This window comes from Lysinibacillus sp. FSL H8-0500, from assembly GCF_038051955.1.
In the GTDB taxonomy this organism is placed as follows: Bacteria; Bacillota; Bacilli; order Bacillales_A; family Planococcaceae; genus Lysinibacillus; species Lysinibacillus macroides.
The window spans coordinates 1,103,164-1,121,125 of sequence record NZ_CP150292.1; the positions used below are offsets into that span (position 1 = coordinate 1,103,164).

At 37.8% G+C, this 17,962-nt stretch carries 19 protein-coding genes; 12 read left to right on the forward strand and 7 right to left on the reverse strand.

The window, feature by feature from the left end:
- Window positions 1-153: 153 nt before the first annotated feature.
- Window positions 154-1,083: a cytochrome c oxidase assembly factor CtaG gene (ctaG, locus tag MHB44_RS05060; protein ID WP_341301819.1), complete on the forward strand. Its 930-nt coding sequence runs from the start codon at window positions 154-156 to the stop codon at window positions 1,081-1,083.
- Window positions 1,084-1,117: 34 nt separating this feature from the next.
- Entirely contained in the window at window positions 1,118-1,579 is a 462-nt protein-coding gene (locus MHB44_RS05065; protein WP_341301820.1) for a DUF420 domain-containing protein, read from the forward strand.
- A gap of 18 nt (window positions 1,580-1,597) precedes the next feature.
- Here the strand turns inward: MHB44_RS05065 and ytvI are convergent, their stop codons facing one another.
- Window positions 1,598-2,659: a sporulation integral membrane protein YtvI gene (gene ytvI, locus MHB44_RS05070; RefSeq protein ID WP_341301821.1), complete on the reverse strand. Its 1,062-nt coding sequence runs from the start codon at window positions 2,657-2,659 to the stop codon at window positions 1,598-1,600.
- Window positions 2,660-2,910: 251 nt separating this feature from the next.
- Window positions 2,911-3,312, reverse strand: a complete 402-nt coding sequence (locus MHB44_RS05075; protein ID WP_341301822.1) for a YugN family protein — start codon at window positions 3,310-3,312, stop codon at window positions 2,911-2,913.
- 146 nt (window positions 3,313-3,458) lie between these two features.
- Between MHB44_RS05075 and MHB44_RS05080 the strand changes: the two genes are divergently transcribed.
- Both MHB44_RS05080 and MHB44_RS05085 read left to right on the forward strand, forming a co-directional pair.
- Window positions 3,459-4,580 (forward strand): CAP domain-containing protein, encoded by a 1,122-nt coding sequence (locus MHB44_RS05080; RefSeq protein WP_341301823.1) that lies wholly within the window; start codon window positions 3,459-3,461, stop codon window positions 4,578-4,580.
- A gap of 136 nt (window positions 4,581-4,716) precedes the next feature.
- The gene (locus MHB44_RS05085; RefSeq protein WP_341301824.1) at window positions 4,717-6,189 is read left to right on the forward strand and encodes a UDP-N-acetylmuramoyl-L-alanyl-D-glutamate--2,6-diaminopimelate ligase; all 1,473 of its coding nucleotides are present in this window, start codon (window positions 4,717-4,719) and stop codon (window positions 6,187-6,189) included.
- On the opposite strand, the gene MHB44_RS05090 is transcribed toward MHB44_RS05085, so the two are convergent.
- Window positions 6,170-6,667, reverse strand: a complete 498-nt coding sequence (locus tag MHB44_RS05090) for a PaaI family thioesterase (protein ID WP_341301825.1) — start codon at window positions 6,665-6,667, stop codon at window positions 6,170-6,172. The genes MHB44_RS05085 and MHB44_RS05090 overlap by 20 nt on opposite strands.
- 90 nt (window positions 6,668-6,757) lie before the next feature.
- On the opposite strand from MHB44_RS05090, the gene MHB44_RS05095 reads away from it, so the two are divergent.
- On the forward strand, window positions 6,758-7,204 hold the full coding sequence (locus MHB44_RS05095; RefSeq protein ID WP_341301826.1) for a YlbF family regulator: 447 nt from the start codon (window positions 6,758-6,760) through the stop codon (window positions 7,202-7,204).
- A gap of 102 nt (window positions 7,205-7,306) precedes the next feature.
- Entirely contained in the window at window positions 7,307-8,359 is a 1,053-nt protein-coding gene (locus tag MHB44_RS05100; RefSeq protein WP_341301827.1) for a tartrate dehydrogenase, read from the forward strand.
- Between the two features lie 46 nt (window positions 8,360-8,405).
- Here MHB44_RS05100 and MHB44_RS05105 read toward each other — a convergent pair whose 3' ends face one another.
- Complete coding sequence (locus tag MHB44_RS05105; RefSeq protein WP_341301828.1) at window positions 8,406-9,323, reverse strand: glycerophosphodiester phosphodiesterase; 918 nt, start codon at window positions 9,321-9,323, stop codon at window positions 8,406-8,408.
- A 624-nt stretch (window positions 9,324-9,947) separates the two neighbouring features.
- Here MHB44_RS05105 and MHB44_RS05110 point away from each other — a divergent pair.
- Entirely contained in the window at window positions 9,948-10,220 is a 273-nt protein-coding gene (locus MHB44_RS05110; RefSeq protein WP_341301829.1) for a YlbG family protein, read from the forward strand.
- 2 nt (window positions 10,221-10,222) lie between these two features.
- On the opposite strand, the gene MHB44_RS05115 is transcribed toward MHB44_RS05110, so the two are convergent.
- Window positions 10,223-10,615, reverse strand: coding sequence for a methylthioribose kinase (locus tag MHB44_RS05115; protein WP_341301830.1), 393 nt, complete (start codon window positions 10,613-10,615; stop codon window positions 10,223-10,225).
- A gap of 56 nt (window positions 10,616-10,671) precedes the next feature.
- Between MHB44_RS05115 and MHB44_RS05120 the strand changes: the two genes are divergently transcribed.
- The 3 genes from MHB44_RS05120 (at window position 10,672) to coaD (ending at window position 13,232) form a co-directional block, all read left to right on the forward strand.
- Window positions 10,672-12,099 carry an RNA polymerase II gene (locus MHB44_RS05120; RefSeq protein WP_341301831.1) on the forward strand — a complete coding sequence of 476 codons (1,428 nt, stop codon included), beginning with the start codon at window positions 10,672-10,674 and terminating at the stop codon, window positions 12,097-12,099.
- Between the two features lie 73 nt (window positions 12,100-12,172).
- Window positions 12,173-12,739, forward strand: a complete 567-nt coding sequence (gene rsmD / locus MHB44_RS05125; protein WP_341301832.1) for a 16S rRNA (guanine(966)-N(2))-methyltransferase RsmD — start codon at window positions 12,173-12,175, stop codon at window positions 12,737-12,739.
- A 1-nt stretch (window position 12,740) separates the two neighbouring features.
- The gene (gene coaD / locus MHB44_RS05130; protein WP_341301833.1) at window positions 12,741-13,232 is read left to right on the forward strand and encodes a pantetheine-phosphate adenylyltransferase; all 492 of its coding nucleotides are present in this window, start codon (window positions 12,741-12,743) and stop codon (window positions 13,230-13,232) included.
- Window positions 13,233-13,925: 693 nt separating this feature from the next.
- Here coaD and MHB44_RS05135 read toward each other — a convergent pair.
- The gene (locus MHB44_RS05135; RefSeq protein WP_341301834.1) at window positions 13,926-14,825 is read right to left on the reverse strand and encodes a hypothetical protein; all 900 of its coding nucleotides are present in this window, start codon (window positions 14,823-14,825) and stop codon (window positions 13,926-13,928) included.
- A 118-nt stretch (window positions 14,826-14,943) separates the two neighbouring features.
- Here MHB44_RS05135 and MHB44_RS05140 point away from each other — a divergent pair, with 118 nt between their 5' ends.
- The gene (locus MHB44_RS05140; RefSeq protein ID WP_341301835.1) at window positions 14,944-15,990 is read left to right on the forward strand and encodes a SepM family pheromone-processing serine protease; all 1,047 of its coding nucleotides are present in this window, start codon (window positions 14,944-14,946) and stop codon (window positions 15,988-15,990) included.
- A 39-nt stretch (window positions 15,991-16,029) separates the two neighbouring features.
- Here the strand turns inward: MHB44_RS05140 and MHB44_RS05145 are convergent, their stop codons facing one another.
- Window positions 16,030-17,241, reverse strand: coding sequence for a nucleotidyltransferase (locus MHB44_RS05145; protein WP_341301836.1), 1,212 nt, complete (start codon window positions 17,239-17,241; stop codon window positions 16,030-16,032).
- Window positions 17,242-17,410: 169 nt separating this feature from the next.
- On the opposite strand from MHB44_RS05145, the gene MHB44_RS05150 reads away from it, so the two are divergent.
- Window positions 17,411-17,944: a YceD family protein gene (locus tag MHB44_RS05150; protein ID WP_341301837.1), complete on the forward strand. Its 534-nt coding sequence runs from the start codon at window positions 17,411-17,413 to the stop codon at window positions 17,942-17,944.
- Window positions 17,945-17,962: the final 18 nt, after the last annotated feature.

Genomic DNA, 17,962 nt, shown 5'->3' on the forward strand with positions numbered 1-17,962 from the left:
CACGTTCGTTAACTTTAAACGAACGTGCTTTTATTATCCGTTAAGATAGAGAGCAAAAAGCAGGAAGCTATTATTTGTTCACCTTTCGTTCATTGCAGTATAGCTGTAAGCGTTCTATAATAGGAGTACTGAAGTTTAAAGGAGTGCGTTTATATGCCACTTAGTATTTTTGGTTTTCAAGCATTATGGAGCCCATATTTAATGGGGGTTCTTATTTTTATAACCATTATCTATTTTTTAGTCACAACAAAGTGGCGTAAGGATTTTAAAGTAAGTGAACCTTTAAAAAAGAGCGAAGCTATTTATTTTATAGTAGCAATGGTAATAATTTATGTTGTTAAAGGATCACCAGTTGATTTAATGGCTCATATTATGTTTACAATGCATATGGTGCAAATGGCTGTATTGTTATTGCTTGTACCGATTTTCTTAATCAAAGGGATTCCTTGGTGGCTTTGGAAGGTTGCGATAGAGGCTCCTGTTGTTCGAACAATATTTAAAGTATTAACATTGCCAGTTGTTGCAGTTTTTGTGTTTATTGGTCTATTTTCTTTCTATCATTTGCCTTCCGTGCTAGATTATATTAAGCTAAGCGAAACATTGCATGGTATTTATACATTTGTGTTATTTTTGTCTGCCGTGTTTATGTACTGGCCTTTAATTCAAAATATGCCGGATCGTGACCATATGAAGCCTCTACACAAGTTAGCCTATATTATTGCTAATGCGGTTTTAATTACACCTGCATGTGGATTAATTATTTTTGCACCAAATGCATTATATGAAACCTATACAAACGGTGATGCTTGGTTAAAGGCAATGGAGCTTTGTGTACCAGCTTCTACACTATCAGGTTTAGCATTATCAGGGCCTGAGCTATTTACAGATATGAAACCCGTTGCTGACCAGCAGCTAGGTGGCGTTCTTATGAAAATCTTACAGGAGCTTATTTTTGGTGTATTAATTGCTGTCATCTTTACAAGATGGTATCGCGCCGAACAAAAAGATCCAGATAAAATTACTGCTGATGCGTTAGCTGCACATCAAAAGAAATGGGAAAGTCAACAGCAACATGGATTGTAAAATAGAAATTTACTTTGTATAAGGGGTTTTGAGAATGGATTTGCAAATTTTGCCTACTATTAGTACAACTTTTATTGTTATTAGTGCTGTACTAGTAGCAATAGGTTGGGGCTTAATTTTAAAAAGAAAGGTAGAGGCACATAAAAAAGTGATGTTGGCTGCGGGGGCGGCTGCGTTAATCTTCTTTATTATTTATGCTTCACGTACAATCTTTGTTGGAAATACTGCTTTTGGCGGTGGAGAGCATTTAAAGCCATATTATACGTTCTTCTTGATTTTCCATATTATTTTAGCGACAGTTGGAGCAGTGTTTGGAATTGTTAGTATTATCTCAGGACTTAAAACAAATATTAAATTACACAAACGCATAGGACCGATTACAAGTATTATTTGGTTCTTTGTGGCGATCACAGGTGTATTAGTGTATGTATTATTATATGTCCTCTTTGAACCAGGTGAAACAACATCTGTTATTAAAGCGATATTAGGGTTTTAAAAAAATCTCCCTCCTTATTTATTTTTGTAAGGGTGGGAGATTTTTTGTAGTTGGTTGAAAGATCGAAAGTCCAACAACAACTAGTAATGGTCCGATTAAAATACCCAGAAAGCCAAATACTTTAAAACCAACAAACATTGCAATAAAGGTTGTCAGAGAGGAGAGTCCAATTTTATCGCCAATAATTTTTGGTTCAATCATTCGGCGCACTAAAAATAAGCCTATTGTTAGTAGGAGTAAGGCAATAGCGAAGAGATATTCACCTGTAACTGCTTGATAAATAGCCCAGGGAATCAATATAATAAACGAATCGAGAAAAGGGATAATGTCTAAAATAACCAGCAGTAATGATAAAAGTATGGGAAAGGGTGTTTTTAAGAGATAAAAGGTTGCTGCAGATAAAGCAAAAATACCTACACCTACAAAAATTTGTGCTTTTAAAAAGCCAAATAACGCCAGTTTCACGCGCTGCCCAATAAAAATAATTTTTTGCTGATAATGAAACGGGACGGATAAGAATAATTTTCGATTGATGGCGGGTAATTCCAGCAACAGCATATATAAAACAATCCAATACACAAAAATATCAAATAAACGTGAAGGAATATATGTGAATAACGCTGCCCAGACATTGATATTTGTTAAGGATAGTGCAAATTTTTCGATAGAGGCTAGGGCTTTGGCAATCATAAATTGAATTTGCGAAACAAGCTCTACAGGTAAGTGATAGGTATAGTTGCTAAGCTTGGATTGTAGTTGAATCCATAGGGCAGATAGTTGATTAAGATAGTCAGGGATATGAATCATAAAGGAAGAAAATTGTTTCCAGCTTATAAAGAGAATGAGCGCACATACTAGTACCGATATACTAAGAAAACATAAAAAAAAGATGGAAACGACCATTTTGCGTTTTTTCCGGAAACGCTTGCACATTCGAACAATAATGGGCTCTAAAAGCAGTGCTGTGAAGTAGGCAAGCAAAATGGGTAGTGATAATGAAATGAGCCAAAGAATAAGAATACTAATAGCAATAACGATGATGGGATGACGAAAGAAAGGATGATTTAAAAACGATACCAATATTTTCACCTACATCTTGTAATAGATATAGGTAGTATGAGAAGAAATTCTATTTTTACTCCATATCACTTACGGCCAGATTTTTTCCGGCTCACAAGAGAAATTCTCCTTAAAATCCGAAAGCTTTTATTTTGATTCAGTGAATGGTGGAACTTCCACTGAATCAAAATAAAAAAGACTGGTTGCCCAGTCTTTTTCGAACGAATGAAGCTATTTACGTTAGACTTGCTATCACTTTAATGGTTTAAAGATTAGTGTACGTCAACAGGTTCAAAATTATTTTTATTAATAGGCTCGATTGCGAATTGATCTAATTCTAATTTAACCTTTTTTAAAATTTCTTCACATTTTTTTACAAGATGTGCTGGATAAACTTCGTCATCACCATATTCAACACCATGTGGATAGTAGTATTTACCAAGAGCTGGTTTCATTAATGTAAGGATTGCATCGTGTGCACCTACATCCCCAGAAATAGCGTAAGCAAATACACGTAGATAATAACGGCCTTCACGAGTATCAAAGCGTTTATCAAATGTCATACGCTCGTAATCCCAGCCACCATCACATTCTAAACCATGCTTTTTCATAATGCTGACAATTAGTTCTTGATCAGCTGTTAAATTTTCAAGGTTAGTATTTTCAAAATACATGTATAGTCCTCCTTTAGGTTCTCGTACAAAGTATACGCTCATTTTTATAATAGAGCATATTCGACATTGTTGCAATGACAACATTGTGTCAAGCTAATTCTAATTGATATAATAACGATAATAATGGTGATGAAAAGGAGCCCTGTATGAAAGCTTTATTCCGCATTTTAATGATTTGTGCTGCAATTTCCTTAATCGGCTTTATGTTTTTTAATACCCCAAAGGAAAACGAGCCATTAGAAGGACCAAATGCCAACTCTAATATTATTCCTCAAACACAGCTAAAACAGGAGCCTGTGGTAGACGCGATAACACGTCCACAAACAGGTATATCCACATTGGTTGGAAAAGGTGCACAGACTGTTTTAGAGCAGTATGGAGAGCCAGCTAGAAAAGAGCCATCCTCATTCGGCTACCAATGGTGGGTCTATAATAAAGATGTTGCTAGCTTTTTTATGGTTGGCATTGAAAATAATGTTGTGACACAAGTCTACATAGCAGGACCAAATATAGATGCATCCCCTTTTAAAGTGGGGCAAAAACGAGACGAAATCTATCGCATGACAATTATTGACTATGAGGTAACTGTTACTATAGATGACAGTATTTTTATATTCTCAATGAGTGAAGAAGATATGCAAACAAGATTACTCGTTAAATTCGATGGGCTTTATGCGCAGCTTTATATAGATCGAGAAACCAGTGAACTACAGGGAATTCGCTATACAAATAGTGAAACGCTTGTGCTTCATCAGCCCTACGAGATGAGTTATCAGGGGGAGCTTGTGAGACGTACACCACCTTCTTCATTTTTACAGCAAGAAATTGATGGGGCTAGTGGCAAGCAGCTTGATGATCTACTAAATGTGACAAGAACACAGCATGCGTTACCACCATTAGAGAGTGATGAATCATTGGAAGAAGTGGCAAAGATGCATAGTGAGGATATGAAGGTACAGAATTTTTTAGGTCATGACTCTCCTACCTATGGAGACTTAAAAAGGAGATTACAAGCACAAAATATTGACTATAGTGAAGCGAATGAAAATCTTGCCACAGCTTATTTTGATGCGATTGAAGCGATGCATGGCTGGACAAATTCGCCTGAACATAGGAAAGTTCTATTAAATGATCAATATACCAGCGTTGGTTCTGGTGTTTTTGTCAATTATTATACACAAATTTATTTAGAGCCTTCTTCACAAAAGTTAGATAGTGACAAACAGGATACTGAAGAATTAGAAAAAAACGATCCACCCTTACCATAACATTATAAAATAAGAATGAAGACAAGCTTTCGACAATGAAGCTTGTCTTTATTTTTTCCTTACTAGGCTTCGGCATTTTTCGTCACACCGTTACAAAGGCCGTCATATGATAGAGAACTGAAGGGGGGAATGAGGCTTGCAATTAGCAGAGCTATTGAAAGACTGGCCATGCAGTGTGACGGGAGGATCCATTCGAACAACAATTACAGGCGTAGAGGACTATGCACAAGCCGTACAGCCAGGTGATATTTTTATTGTGCGAAAAGGTAAAAAAACATCTGGCAGCCGCTTTATTAAAGAAGCACTAGCCCGAGGAGCAGTGGCGATCGTTGCGGAGGAAAGTATTTCTTTGCCTATTATTGATAAGGACATTCCTTTTGTATGGGTTCCAAATACAGCCTTATTTTTATCATATGTAAGTGCGAAACTTGCTGCTTTTCCTGCAGAAGCTTTAACGGTTATAGCTATTACAGGAACAAATGGGAAAACAACCGTAAGTCATTTTATCAGTCAGCTTCTTAGTGCTTTACAAAAAAAAGTCGCTGTTATTGGCACTGTAGGCTTTTTTATCAATGGAGAGAAGCAACAGAATGCTTACGAGCAATTAACGACATTGCAGGCGAAAGAGCTACATCCAATATTAAAGCAATGCGCACGCAATGGTGTGACGCATGTTGTGTTAGAAGCCTCTTCAATGGGGTTACAGCAGCATAGGCTTGATCATTGTGATATTGATTGTGGCGTATTTTTAAATTTATCTGAGGACCATTTAGACGATCATGGTGGATTGGATGCCTATAAGCGTGCAAAGAAAAGATTAGCCGATCTATCCAAAAAGCTAGTCATCAATGGAGACGATAATTTTTGTCGTTCGGTAGGTATCTACGATAAGAAAAAATCTTGTTCATTTGGCTTTGATCATCACAATGATTTACATATCCAAATTATTAGTGAAACTGTTGGAAAAACTGTACTTTGTTTGCAAACAAGCGTGAGTGAGCATATTGTTGAAATTCCTTTTGTCGGGAAATATCATGTACAAAATGCAGTAGCCGCGTTAATGGCTTTATGGCGTTTAGGCATACCTATGGAAGATATCGTGGAGCATATGTGGTCATTGAGGCTACCAGAGGGAAGGCTTGAAAAGATTGATAATCCATTAGGTATTGATGTTTATGTAGATTATGCCCATACAGCAGAAGCCTTACAAGCGGTATTACAAACTTTTGATCGCTCAAAGACAATCTATCTTGTGTTTAGCTGTGGTGGCAATCGTGATAAAGCAAAGCGCTTTGCGATGGGGGCAGTGGCAAGTAAATATGCAGACATTATTTATTTAACAACGGATAACCCACGTGATGAAGATCCGATTGTTATTAATGAAAGTATTATTGCTGGCTTTACAGAGCAGCAATATTATGAAATTTATTTAGATCGCAAGCAAGCGATTCATCAGGCATTAGCTAAGGCAGAAAAGGGCGATATTGTCCTTGTTGCCGGAAAAGGGCATGAACAAACACAGCAAATTAAAAATCAAAAGCTCCCTTTTTCCGATCAACAATGTATAAAAGATTATTTTGCTAGCCTTATTATAGACGACGCTGAATAACAAAGAATGAGCCTGTAGCAATGGCTAACTGGCGTCCTGTTTCGTCTTCAATATCACATGTCATCACAAGTGTTTGTCGCCCTTTATGAACAAAGCGACCACGCGCAATAAGCTCTTTATTTTTTGTTGTAGCAATATAGGTGATATTCATATTTGTTGTTACGACATTATAGCCCTCTGGTACAGCACGTGAAGCAAGTCCTCCCATAGCCGCATCAGCAATTGTGGCAATAATTCCTCCATGTGGCACTTTAATGGTATTATGAATAACGGGTGTAATGGGTATACGCACCTCGCTTATATCAGGTTCAAACTTACCTACCATGTGAAGAGCCGCATTAATATAACGACGGTGAATGCCTTGCTGCTTGTCACGAAGCCCGTGTAAAAGGTGTAATAAAACCTCTTCATCTTCCTTAGAGCTTTCCTGTAAAATCGTTGCTAGTAATTGTTCTATTTGTTCTTTAGCTGTTGTCATCAATTGGAAAACCTCTTTCATTAAAATTATCAATAATGTAAAATTACCATAAAATCTGTTATGATGGGTAAGAGATTGGGGGAATTAAAAATGATGATGACCTCTGACTGGGTAATCATTTTGGATGAGGCCGAAGCGCTTTGTGAAATGATTCTTTCCTCAGAACCTGCAAGGGCACTACAGCAAGCCTATGATGCGGTTTATTGTGATGCACAGCTTGTTGAGGCTATTTATGCATTTAATCGTATAAAGGAACAGTACGAAGATGTACAACGTTTCGGGAAATATCATCCGGACTACCATACAATTATGAAGTCGATTCGCCAACAGAAGCGAGCACTCGACTTAAACGACAAGATTTCAGCCTTAAAGATTGCTGAAAATGATTTTCAGGATTTACTGGATGAGATTAGTTTACTAATTGGCAAAACAGTCTCTGAAGCGGTGAAGGTGCCTGTTAGTAATCCATTTTTTGCAACTGGTTCATCTTGCGGAGGCGGATGTGGCTCGGGCGGTTCCTGCTCTTGCTCAGCTTAACATAAGGTGTGGATAACCCACATTACAACTAGACTGTAGACAACTCGATGATAGGAAGAGTCGTTTACAGTTTTTTTATCATTTTTTGGAGGAGGAAAAATAATGGAAATATATCGAATTGCTGTAATACCAGGAGATGGTATAGGAAAAGAGGTTGTGCCTGCTGCTATAGAGATTTTGAATAAAGCCGCTGCATTGGATGGGCGCTTCCAATTTGAATGGACAACCTTTCCATGGGGTTGCGATTATTATATAGAAACAGGCAAAATGATGCCTGATAATGGGATTGAACTATTAAAACAGTATGACCAAATTTTTTTAGGTGCGGTAGGAATGCCTGAATTAGTACCAGATCACATTTCCTTATGGGGGTTGCTGATTAAAATTCGTCGTGAAATGCAGCAATCCATTAATGTACGACCTGCAAAGCTACTGCAAGGGCTACCTTCGCCTTTACGACAGCCAAATCATTTTGATTTTATTGTTGTTAGAGAAAATTCGGAAGGAGAGTATGCAGATATTGGTGGGAGATTACATAGTGGGCAGGAGGAAGTAGCCATCCAAAATGCTGTTTTTACAAGAAAGGGGACAGAACGTGCAATACGCTATGCTTTTGAGCTTGCACAAAGTCGTCGTCAGCATGTAACAAGTGCGACAAAATCCAATGGCATTACACATAGTATGCCATTTTGGGACGAGGTGTTTGCACAAGTAGGCAAAGAATATCCAGCAATAGCCCAAGTATCCAATCATATTGATGCATTGGCTGCATTTTTAGTGATGAAGCCAGAAAGCTTTGATGTGATTGTAGCATCCAATTTGTTTGGAGATATTTTAACAGATTTAGGTGGGGCAATTATGGGTAGTATCGGTATTGCACCAGCCGCAAACTTAAATATAGAGCGGCAGTATCCCTCTATGTTTGAGCCTGTCCATGGCTCTGCACCAGATATTGCAGGGCAAGGAATTGCTAATCCAATTGGACAAATATGGACTGGGAAAATGATGATCGATTTCCTTGGTTATCCCGAAGTGGGGACCAAAATATTAAATGCGATTGAAACAGCATTTGTACAAGGCATAAAAACGCCTGATTTAGGTGGAACAGCAACATTACGAGAGGTCACAGATGCAGTATTGCATGATTTAACATAAAAAGGAAAAAATCCACGAGTCTATCCGTGGATTTTTGTTTTTTCTCTTATTGTTCAACGGCTGCTTCAGCTTGGAATAGCTCTATCGCAATATCAGGACGATCTGTAATAATGCCCTTAGCGCCATTATTGATTAATTTTTTCATTATATCAATATCATTGATTGTCCAATAATGAACAGGAATATTTAAGTTATTTAAAAACTGAATAAACTTTGGAGAGTCTAAGGCGATAACCCCTGATTTCGTTGGAATTTGAAAGACATCTACTTTCGGATGATATAAATGTCCAAATTGACTTGAGAAAGAGGCAAATGCCTTGCGTACATCTGATTCACCTGCGCCAAGTGCTACTTGATTTTGTGCATATAAATTAAAACGATCAATTTGCTCACCATAAAAGCTTGTCACAACAACTCGATTTTCTGCTCCTAATTCCTCAATTAAACGCCACAGCTTAGAAGGCATTAAACTTCCTTCGTATGTATCTGGAGCATCTTTTATATCAATATTGACAAGCATATTTGGGTAGGCCTCAAGCAGCTCACGCAATGTAACAACATTTAGTGAATCTTCCCGGTATGGGAAAGTCCCATCTAAATCTTTAAAGTGATAGCCATGATTGAAGGCATTAATTTCTGTTAATGTCATATCAGCTACAAGTCCGTAGCCATCAGTGGTACGCTCAACAGTGTCGTCATGGAAAACAATAATTTCCTCATCCTTCGTTAAACGTATATCTATTTCAAAGCCATCAACACCTAACTGTGCAGCTTTTTCAAATGCAACCATTGTATGCTCAGGGGCTAATTGAGCTCCGCCACGATGTGCAAGAATAATAGGGCGATCAAATTGTAATGCTTGCTTATCTTCACGTTGCTGTGGCTTCGAAATAGCCTTACTACCTGCCCAAGCTGCTGCACTTGCTGCTGCGATTGCAAGCGCAATTTTTGTTTTCTTACCCATATTTGTCCTCCTTAATAATTAACTTTCTATCAAAAAGTATTTATAAACCCCTGTAGTTGAGGGGCTTTATAAAACTAATAATTAGTATAAGTGCAAGATGATGTTTTTATGTCGATTTGTTTCCCACTTCAACAGTGGTTCAAATATAGTTTAACTTATGAGAATTCGAATTGCTACGACTATGTTTTTTCATTATAACGGAAAATTGAGCATTCTGTCAGCTAAACTCTGTTGCTATCATTTTCTGGTCTATGGTATTCTTTTAGGTAAGAAATGAGGGACTCTACTGTCAATAACCCATCACTTAGTGAACGCTTAAGGGGGACTTGTAAAAACAGCCCTGATTGACTAGACTAAGTATTCATGTACGATGTTGGGTTGGTCATAACAACTTGGCATGCTTCCCTAGCTCTAAGCTTTGTCGTATATAGTTAAAAGCTCTGATGGATAGGGATGATGCTGTACGCAGAAAAAGCCTTTCCAGCATTGGCTAAGGGACATTTCCCGCACACTACGCTTCAATTGTTCAAAACAACATAAATTTTAAAATTGGAAGGAGAGAAGGCGATTCCTCCCCTCTCCCCTGCTTAGCTTAGAAGGAAGGGGCCTCCGCGCCGAACACAGATGAACGAACGACAAGGACTAATCGTTTATGTCCATCAATTAAAACATGCCAAATCTCTTCGGAAATATGGCCATGTTCTTTATATTTCGAGAAGGCAAAAATATGTGGTGCTTTACTGCAATCGTGAGGATATTGATATGATGACAACAAAACTACAACGCCTTCCATTTGTGAAAGACGTTGTGGCGTCTTATCGTCCATTTGTTAAAACAGAGTATGAAAATGCAAAACCAGATAAAGCTAAGGAATATGACTACAAAATAGGTCTATAGCATTAAGTTAATGCAGGTATATAGTTATTTAACCTTAATATACCGACTAAGTATTGATAAAATAGTTTTGGTTCCGAAAATATAGATGAGTGCTTTATTTCTACAACAACTACTTTGCGATTGAGTTGTTCTATTTGTGCCTCAAACATGCTTTGGCGCTTTGTTGGTTGCTCTTCATTAAATGGAATGCCTTCGCGGCAAATATAAATCGGCATAAATTTACTTTCGCCAACTGGTTTGAGTGCAGCTGCTAATGAGAGGACCTTTTTCCCTTCCCTAGTAGTAGAGGTTAGTATAAAGGCTTGATGAAAGCGTTCCTGATTCGTTTTAATAATTTCGAGTAGCTCGTAAACATCACCATAGCCTTCTCCTAATTCTATAAATTGTTGTGGCATAATAATTGCACATCCTTTCCAATACTTATAGTATCATGCTGCGGGAGGTCAAGCACATGAAATTTGCATTAAGCTTTTTTTCCATTTTAGTACTTATTATTGCAGGGACGTTATTTTTCCAATACCATGCCTATTCATCTGATTTAGAAGCAGGTGGTGGAAGTTTCCATTACTCTCAGGAAATTGAAATTGTCTATCGTGAAAATAGTTTAGATATTCGACAGCATTTTAAAAATTTACCGAATCAAAAGGTAAAAATTAAATGGCCAGAGAAAGCGGTAAACCCTAGTTGCTTTATCGAAAATGAAAAAAGCTGTGATCGTTTATCAGAGGAAGTTTCTTATTTTGCAAAAGGAGAAATTAAATCACAATCTGTCTCATACATAATTCCAATCGAAGGTGGCTTAAAAAATAAGATGCTTCTTCAAAATATCTTTGCCACCTTAATAAATGGGGAAGCCTCCTACTCTATTGTCCATATTTCAACGGACAGTAAGGTTGAGGGACAATGGGTGACAGGTCTACCTCTAGTTGGCCAGCAAAAACTAGCACTTGTTAATTATGTAATGTTTAGCGGATATGGTACTGTTCATGATGTTTATTGGCAAGCTGGTGGGCTAACACCTCAAGAAAAAACACCTGTCATATCGATTTATGCACAGCAAGCGGTTTCACAGGATTTTCTTAAAGCGCTAGAAAATATACAGTTTTTAAATGATGAACATATCGCAATTATCCAAGAAAAAAGCCCCGTAAAGTCCCATGATGATCGGTTATTGTTCTTACCGACATTGACGGTGGAAGCTGTGGAACAGGAAGTGATTTTGTCACAAATAAAATCACAGTTTACATTTGAAGATGTGCCAGAATGGTTACTTGAAGTGATGGCATCCTATCTAGTGAATGATGTGATTGGCACAGATAAAGCAAAGAAAATTGTTCAGACATTAAATGACTATATGACAGCTAGTCAGCAGCAAGCTTGGCAAGACGCCTTAAAAAATATGGGTGATGAACCAATCACACTAGCTACAATGGATCAGCATTTATCACAAGTGTTAGGTACTGATGTTAAAACATCTTATTTTACATTAAATGCAGCTCAAGAACAGGGCACATATCCGTTATTATTTGAGGATGCACGTAGTGTCTATGTAGATGGGACACAAAGAGAAGATGTTCATGTTATTTTATATGAGGGTCAAACATTGTACACTGCCGATACATTATTGCCTTATCTAGGTTATTCAGTTGGAGAAGGGGAACACGGCTATTATGTAAATAGTGACAATCGTACATTCCGATTCCCACAAGAGCACGGTTTTTATGTATTTAATCAGCGCAGGTATTCTACAATTTCTGAACCCATTATTAAAATTGCTGATCGTTATTATGTGGAAGAAGCATGGTTACAACGTTTATTCCTAGTTGAATTACGAAAGGAAGATAAACAAATTCAAGTATCCATGCAAGAGCAACAATAATTTTTGCAGCGGGAGATATGGTCTTCCGCTGCAAAAATTATTTATATGGATGAAAGTATGGTGATAGGCTGATATGAGGGTTGTAGCAGGAGAGCGCAAAGGAATGCCGCTAAAAGCAATAGCTGGCAATACAACAAGACCTACAACTGATAAAGTAAAGGAATCTATTTTTAATATGATTGGTCCGTTTTTCGATGGAGGCATCGCACTTGATTTGTTTGCTGGAAGCGGTGGCTTAGGTATTGAATCACTTAGTCGTGGTGCAGAACGTGCAATCTTTATTGAAAAAGATGTCAAGGCATTCCAGGTGCTGCAAGAAAATATAAAAAAATGCCGCTATGAGGAGTATACAGAGCTATTTCGTATTGATGCGAAGCGTGCTGTGAAGGCACTCTTAAAACGTGATCTGACATTTAAGCTTGTTTTTTTAGATCCACCATATCATCAAAAAGAGTATTATGATTTAGTGCAAATACTTGTTGATCATCGTAAAATTCAACGGGATGGTATTATTTTATGTGAACACGCAAAAGAGGTACAGTTGCCTCAAAGCTTTGGAGAATTTAGCTTAAACAGACAAGAAACCTATGGCGGAACAGTAATATCAGTTTATCGCTATGCAGAGGAAGAGGGAGAATAAGTTGTCAGAGAAAATTGCTGTAGTTCCTGGAAGTTTTGATCCGGTCACATTGGGTCACTTAGATATTATTAACCGTGCGGCAGATGTATTTGATGTCGTATATGTAGCGGTTTTAAATAATTCCGCAAAACAGCCATTGTTTTCGGTAGAGGAACGTATGGCGTTAATGGCTGAAGTAACAAAAGCATTGCCGAATGTCCGGATAGAAAGCTCCTCAGGTCTTTTAATAGACTATGCAAAGGAAAAAAACGCAAAGGCCATTGTTCGTGGCTTGCGAGCGGTTTCAGATTTTGAGTATGAAATGCAAATTACTTCCATGAACCGTTTTTTAGATGAAACCATTGAGACATTTTTTATTATGACAAAAAATCAATACTCATTCCTAAGCTCCAGCATTGTTAAAGAAGTGGCAAAATATGGTGGGAATGTGGACGAGCTTGTACCTGCTTATGTGGCACAGGCTTTAAAAGAAAAATATGGCTTTACAAAATAAGTATTTAAGAGGATGTCATAGTAGTGGGCATCCTCTTTTTTGTATGCCTAACTATATTAGTTCAACAAGTCGTGTCACAAACATCAATCAATCTTTTTTTAGAATTTAAAGCTAAATCTAGTAGTATATAGTTCGTTTTTTTGCTAATAATTTATATGCTTTTAGTAGGAGTATAGTATGTATAACATTATGGAAGCCAACAGCTAAGATTCCAGCAATAAATAAACTAGTACCTACTAAATTAATAACAAAATACCTCTTCTTTAGATTTTCATATACTCTTGAAGATATTTTTCATCAACCCGTAGAGGCTCTGTTTTTAATTATGTTATATTGATTTTCCACTATCATTGCACCTTTATTTTATGCAAATATTTTCGCTGTTTCTATCACTAGGGTATACACTTTTTCGACTTACGGTTTGATGTATATTACCCAGTATATCCATAACCCTATAAATAAATTTATTGTTTTTTCATCGTTTAATATTTGTGTTTGTGGATAACGTCTCGTCGCGTAAATTGACCCAAGTAAAAAATCTTACTTGGGTCGTGTAGAAAGATATACCAGCGTTAAGTTTGTGGATAGAGCTTGCAAAATGACGGATAGACTTTTGACAAGAATAGATACTCGAAATAGATGGTTAGCATGTAGAACGAGAGCATTATGTTTGATTGCTTAAGCATATCAGTGCTATTTCAGAAAAAATAGAGCATAAATAGTTGGCACAATGATTATGCTAAGAAGGCGAAGCTTTATATAGGGACGCACAGCGAGCTTGGCAGATTTGGCAATAACAAAAATTTGTAAATGAATACTAATACTTTGCATAGTTAATAAAATAACAACTAATAAAGAGATATAGGGAAGGTCTGGAAAAGCAGTGACAGTCATTTGAAGCCCATTTGTAACCTCTAAGATAGCTGCAATGGAAAGCTCAATTGCATAGGGAAGTGCAGGGAGCATTTGATCTAAGCCCTCTTGCACAATGGTCTGAATCGTTGTAAAAAAGATAATGGTTGTACCAACTAAAAGGATGGTTGGAGCTGTTTCCCTAATACTTTCTGAGAAAGGCGCAGTATATAATGGAGTATTGTGTTCGGAGATACTAGGTGGATCAGTTTTGCGAAATAAAAAGTAACCTGTTATTAAACAACAAATATTAAAAGTATGTAGTAAACATAAAAACAACCATCCAAACGTATGACTGTGTAGTAAGTCTAGGCTTACAAAACCAAGTACAAATAGTGGACTTGGTGCATGACAAACAGCGAGTAAAAAATTTGCTTCCTTCAAGTGTAACTGACCGCTATTTTTTAAGTAAACAATAGTTGTTGCGCCAGTTGGATAACCACCAAGTGCACTAATGATGTATGCTTGTACGTATAAAGAAGCTCGTTTTGTTTTTGTACGCATAGGGCCTGTTAAACGTAGCAGCCATTGTGTTAATACCAGATAAGGCAATAAATATGGAAATAGAGCTTCCATGAAAAGATTGAGACCTAAATCAGTGCCACTATGAGCAGTTTGTGGGAATAACAAGAGTAAGAGAATAAGAATTAAGCAGAGCACTATTTGAATTGTAGCAAACATGTTATCATCTCGTTTCAACTTTTTGTCATTCACATAGGCAAATGCTAAAATCAATATATGTGTGAAAGACAAAAACATGAACATATGGTTTTGTAGGCGTCCTAGGAGGTGTGTTGAATTGAAGAAAAAAATTAGTATTTATGTGGTGTTATTAGTCGTCATTTGTTTTTCGATGTTATACCGACTAGACGCGTATATTATGAAGCCTGGTAGTGCGTATGATGTCAGTAAGTTTGTGACTGTTGATAGTAAAGAGGCAGATAGTGTGGGGTCTTTAAGCTTAATGACGGTCGCGATGCAGCAAGCGACACCATTTACTTATGCATGGGCGAAATTGCAAAAGTATCAAAAGCTTATGGATATCGAGCAGGTGCGTAATCCTTTAGAAGATGATGAAGAATATAATATTCGTCAGTTAAAATTAATGTCTGATTCCCAATTCAATGCAAAGTATGTAGCTTTTCAAAGAGCAGGGCTAGAGACAAGAATTCAATTTAATGGTGTTTTTATATTAAATGTCTTAGATGGTGGAGCATCTGATGGAATCTTAAAAGCTGGAGATGAAATCATTGAGGTGGATGGTCAAGAAATAACAAGTCAGCAAATGCTTGTAGATCTTTTAACGCCTAAGCAGCTTGGCGATCAAGTATCCATCCAGTTTATACGTAATGAGGAGCAACAGCAAGTCACTATTACCCTAAAGGAAATTCCTAATACAAAGGAGCATCGCGCAGGTTTAGGTATTTCCTATACAGAAAGCAAAGCAATTGAGACAACTCCAAAGGTCACAATGAAAACAGAGGATATTGGTGGGCCTTCCGCTGGCTTAATGTTTACGCTTGAAATTTTAGACCAACTGCTTGATGAGGATTTAACGAGAGGCTATGCTATTGCAGGTACGGGTGAAATGCTTGTAGATGGTTCTGTGGGAAGAATTGGTGGGATTGATTATAAGGTAATAGCCGCCGATCGCGATGGTATGGAAATTTTCTTTGCGCCGGACGATGAAATTTCTGAAGAAATTAAGGCAAAGCATCCGGAGCTAGAATCGAATTATGCAACAGCAGTAAAGACCGCAAAAGAAATCGACACAAAAATGAAAATCGTTCCTGTGAAAACAGTGGATGATGCGATCGATTATTTAAGACAGCTACAGCCAAAATAAAGAGATGCTAGAAGCACACTAGCATCTCTTTTCCACTGTTTAAAAACGAATTGGGGGTGTTTGGTAGTCCTTCGGAAGAAGAAAGTCTGTCGTTCCTTGCTCTACACTTAAATTGTAGAGCTCTGCCACATGGATATCAATAGTGAGCATGGCATCCTTAGTAGCTGCAACTCTACTTATTAACGGTAGTTCGATATGCTTTTTCCGCTGCCCTAAATAAGCCTGTCCTACTGCACTCATGCCAAGTAAACGAATAAAAGAAGGAGCTTGAAAGCTTTGGAGCTGCTCTTTAGTAAAGCCTGTGTAGATATGTGTCAGCATGCGTTGTAGGCGTGTCCATGTGTAACGTTTAGATTTTACTTTTTCCATAAAGCTACTAAACGATTGGCTTGTTTTGGCTGCCTTTAGGATGGCGTTTTCAATGCCTTCTGTTACTTCTGCATAACGAGTTAGCTCAGCAGGCGTATGACGCATAATTGTAAAACGCAACAACGGCCAAAAGGCCTCCCAACTGGCAAATGTACAATATTTTTTTTGCCAATTTGTTAAATAATGAAAAGATGTCTCAGGAACAACTTGCTGCACACTTTGTAAGGATTGGCTAGTAGCAAGTGCCTTTCGTATCCCTGTGGCACTGGCGATGGAGGCGTCTTCCTGTAGCGCATCGTGATAGCCCGCTGCAATACGTGGAATCGTCAATGGCTGTATAGGAAGATTAAGAGCCTTCGCTGCCTCTAAATAATGAAAGCCAAGTATGTTGTTGGGCTGTGCAAGATCAATGTATGAAGCAGGGAACTTCTGAGAAAGCTGTTCATAGGCATAGTATAAGCTTTTCGGATAGCTTGCACCTGTTTTGAGACTGTCTTTAATGAGTGCGTTATATTCAGTACGGTGATTGTTAATTAGCTCAAATGTATTTAAAAACGGCTGGATCGAACCATCTTCACTGCCAAATGCAAAAGCCTCACAGCCGACAGCGTTTAATAATGAAATAGCGCCTTTAGCAAAATCTGTGGCAGGGGCTGTACTATAGACATAAGGTAGCTCAATTACAATATCTACACCACCAGCTAGAGCCATTTGAGTACGTGTCCATTTATCCACCATAGCGGGCTCTCCACGCTGTAAAAATGTTCCACTCATAACAGCAATCACAAGGTCCGCCTGTGCAGCCTTTTTAGCCTGCTTTAAATGATAGGCATGTCCATTGTGAAATGGATTATATTCAACAACAATTCCAACTGCTTGCATGCCATCCCTCCTTTATTCAATTATGTCTTTGTTGTAAACTTATTAGACGCAATTATACGTTTAAACGTATACAATTATAGGTGGGTTTTTTAGTGGTGACAAGAAATTATCTTGACATCTATTTTTACACATTATATAATCAACAGTGTTGTCTCGAGGTGATTAACGAATGAAATGGTCAATTCATCAATTATCGAAATACCGTCAAAACGGGATGCCAATTGATGCCTTTGTCCAACTGGACGAAGTGATGGAGCGAAACCAGGATATTCGAGCAATTTCGCCCGTTCATGTAAAAGGGCTATGTACTTTTGGTGCATCGCAAATGACATGTCAGTTAACTGTGACAGCTACGTTAACACTCCCGTGTGCTCGTACATGGGAGGATGTTGAGTTTCCTATCCACGTGGATACAGTTGAAATTTTTAGCTGGATTGACGAAGATAAACGAGGAGACGATGACGGAGACATTCACTATATAGATGGTGAAGTCATCGACATGAAACCAGTTCTTGAGGAATTAGTTTTGCTTGAGGTACCAATGCAAGTGTTCAAGGAAGATTCTGAAGGACAAGTGCACGGTGGTAAAAACTGGTCTTATGCAACAGATGAAGACGTAGAGCTACACAAAAAAGCTGACAAACAAAAAGTGGATCCAAGACTAGCTGCTTTAGCTAAGTATTTTGATCAAACAGACGAATAGACGATCTGTAAGGAGGTG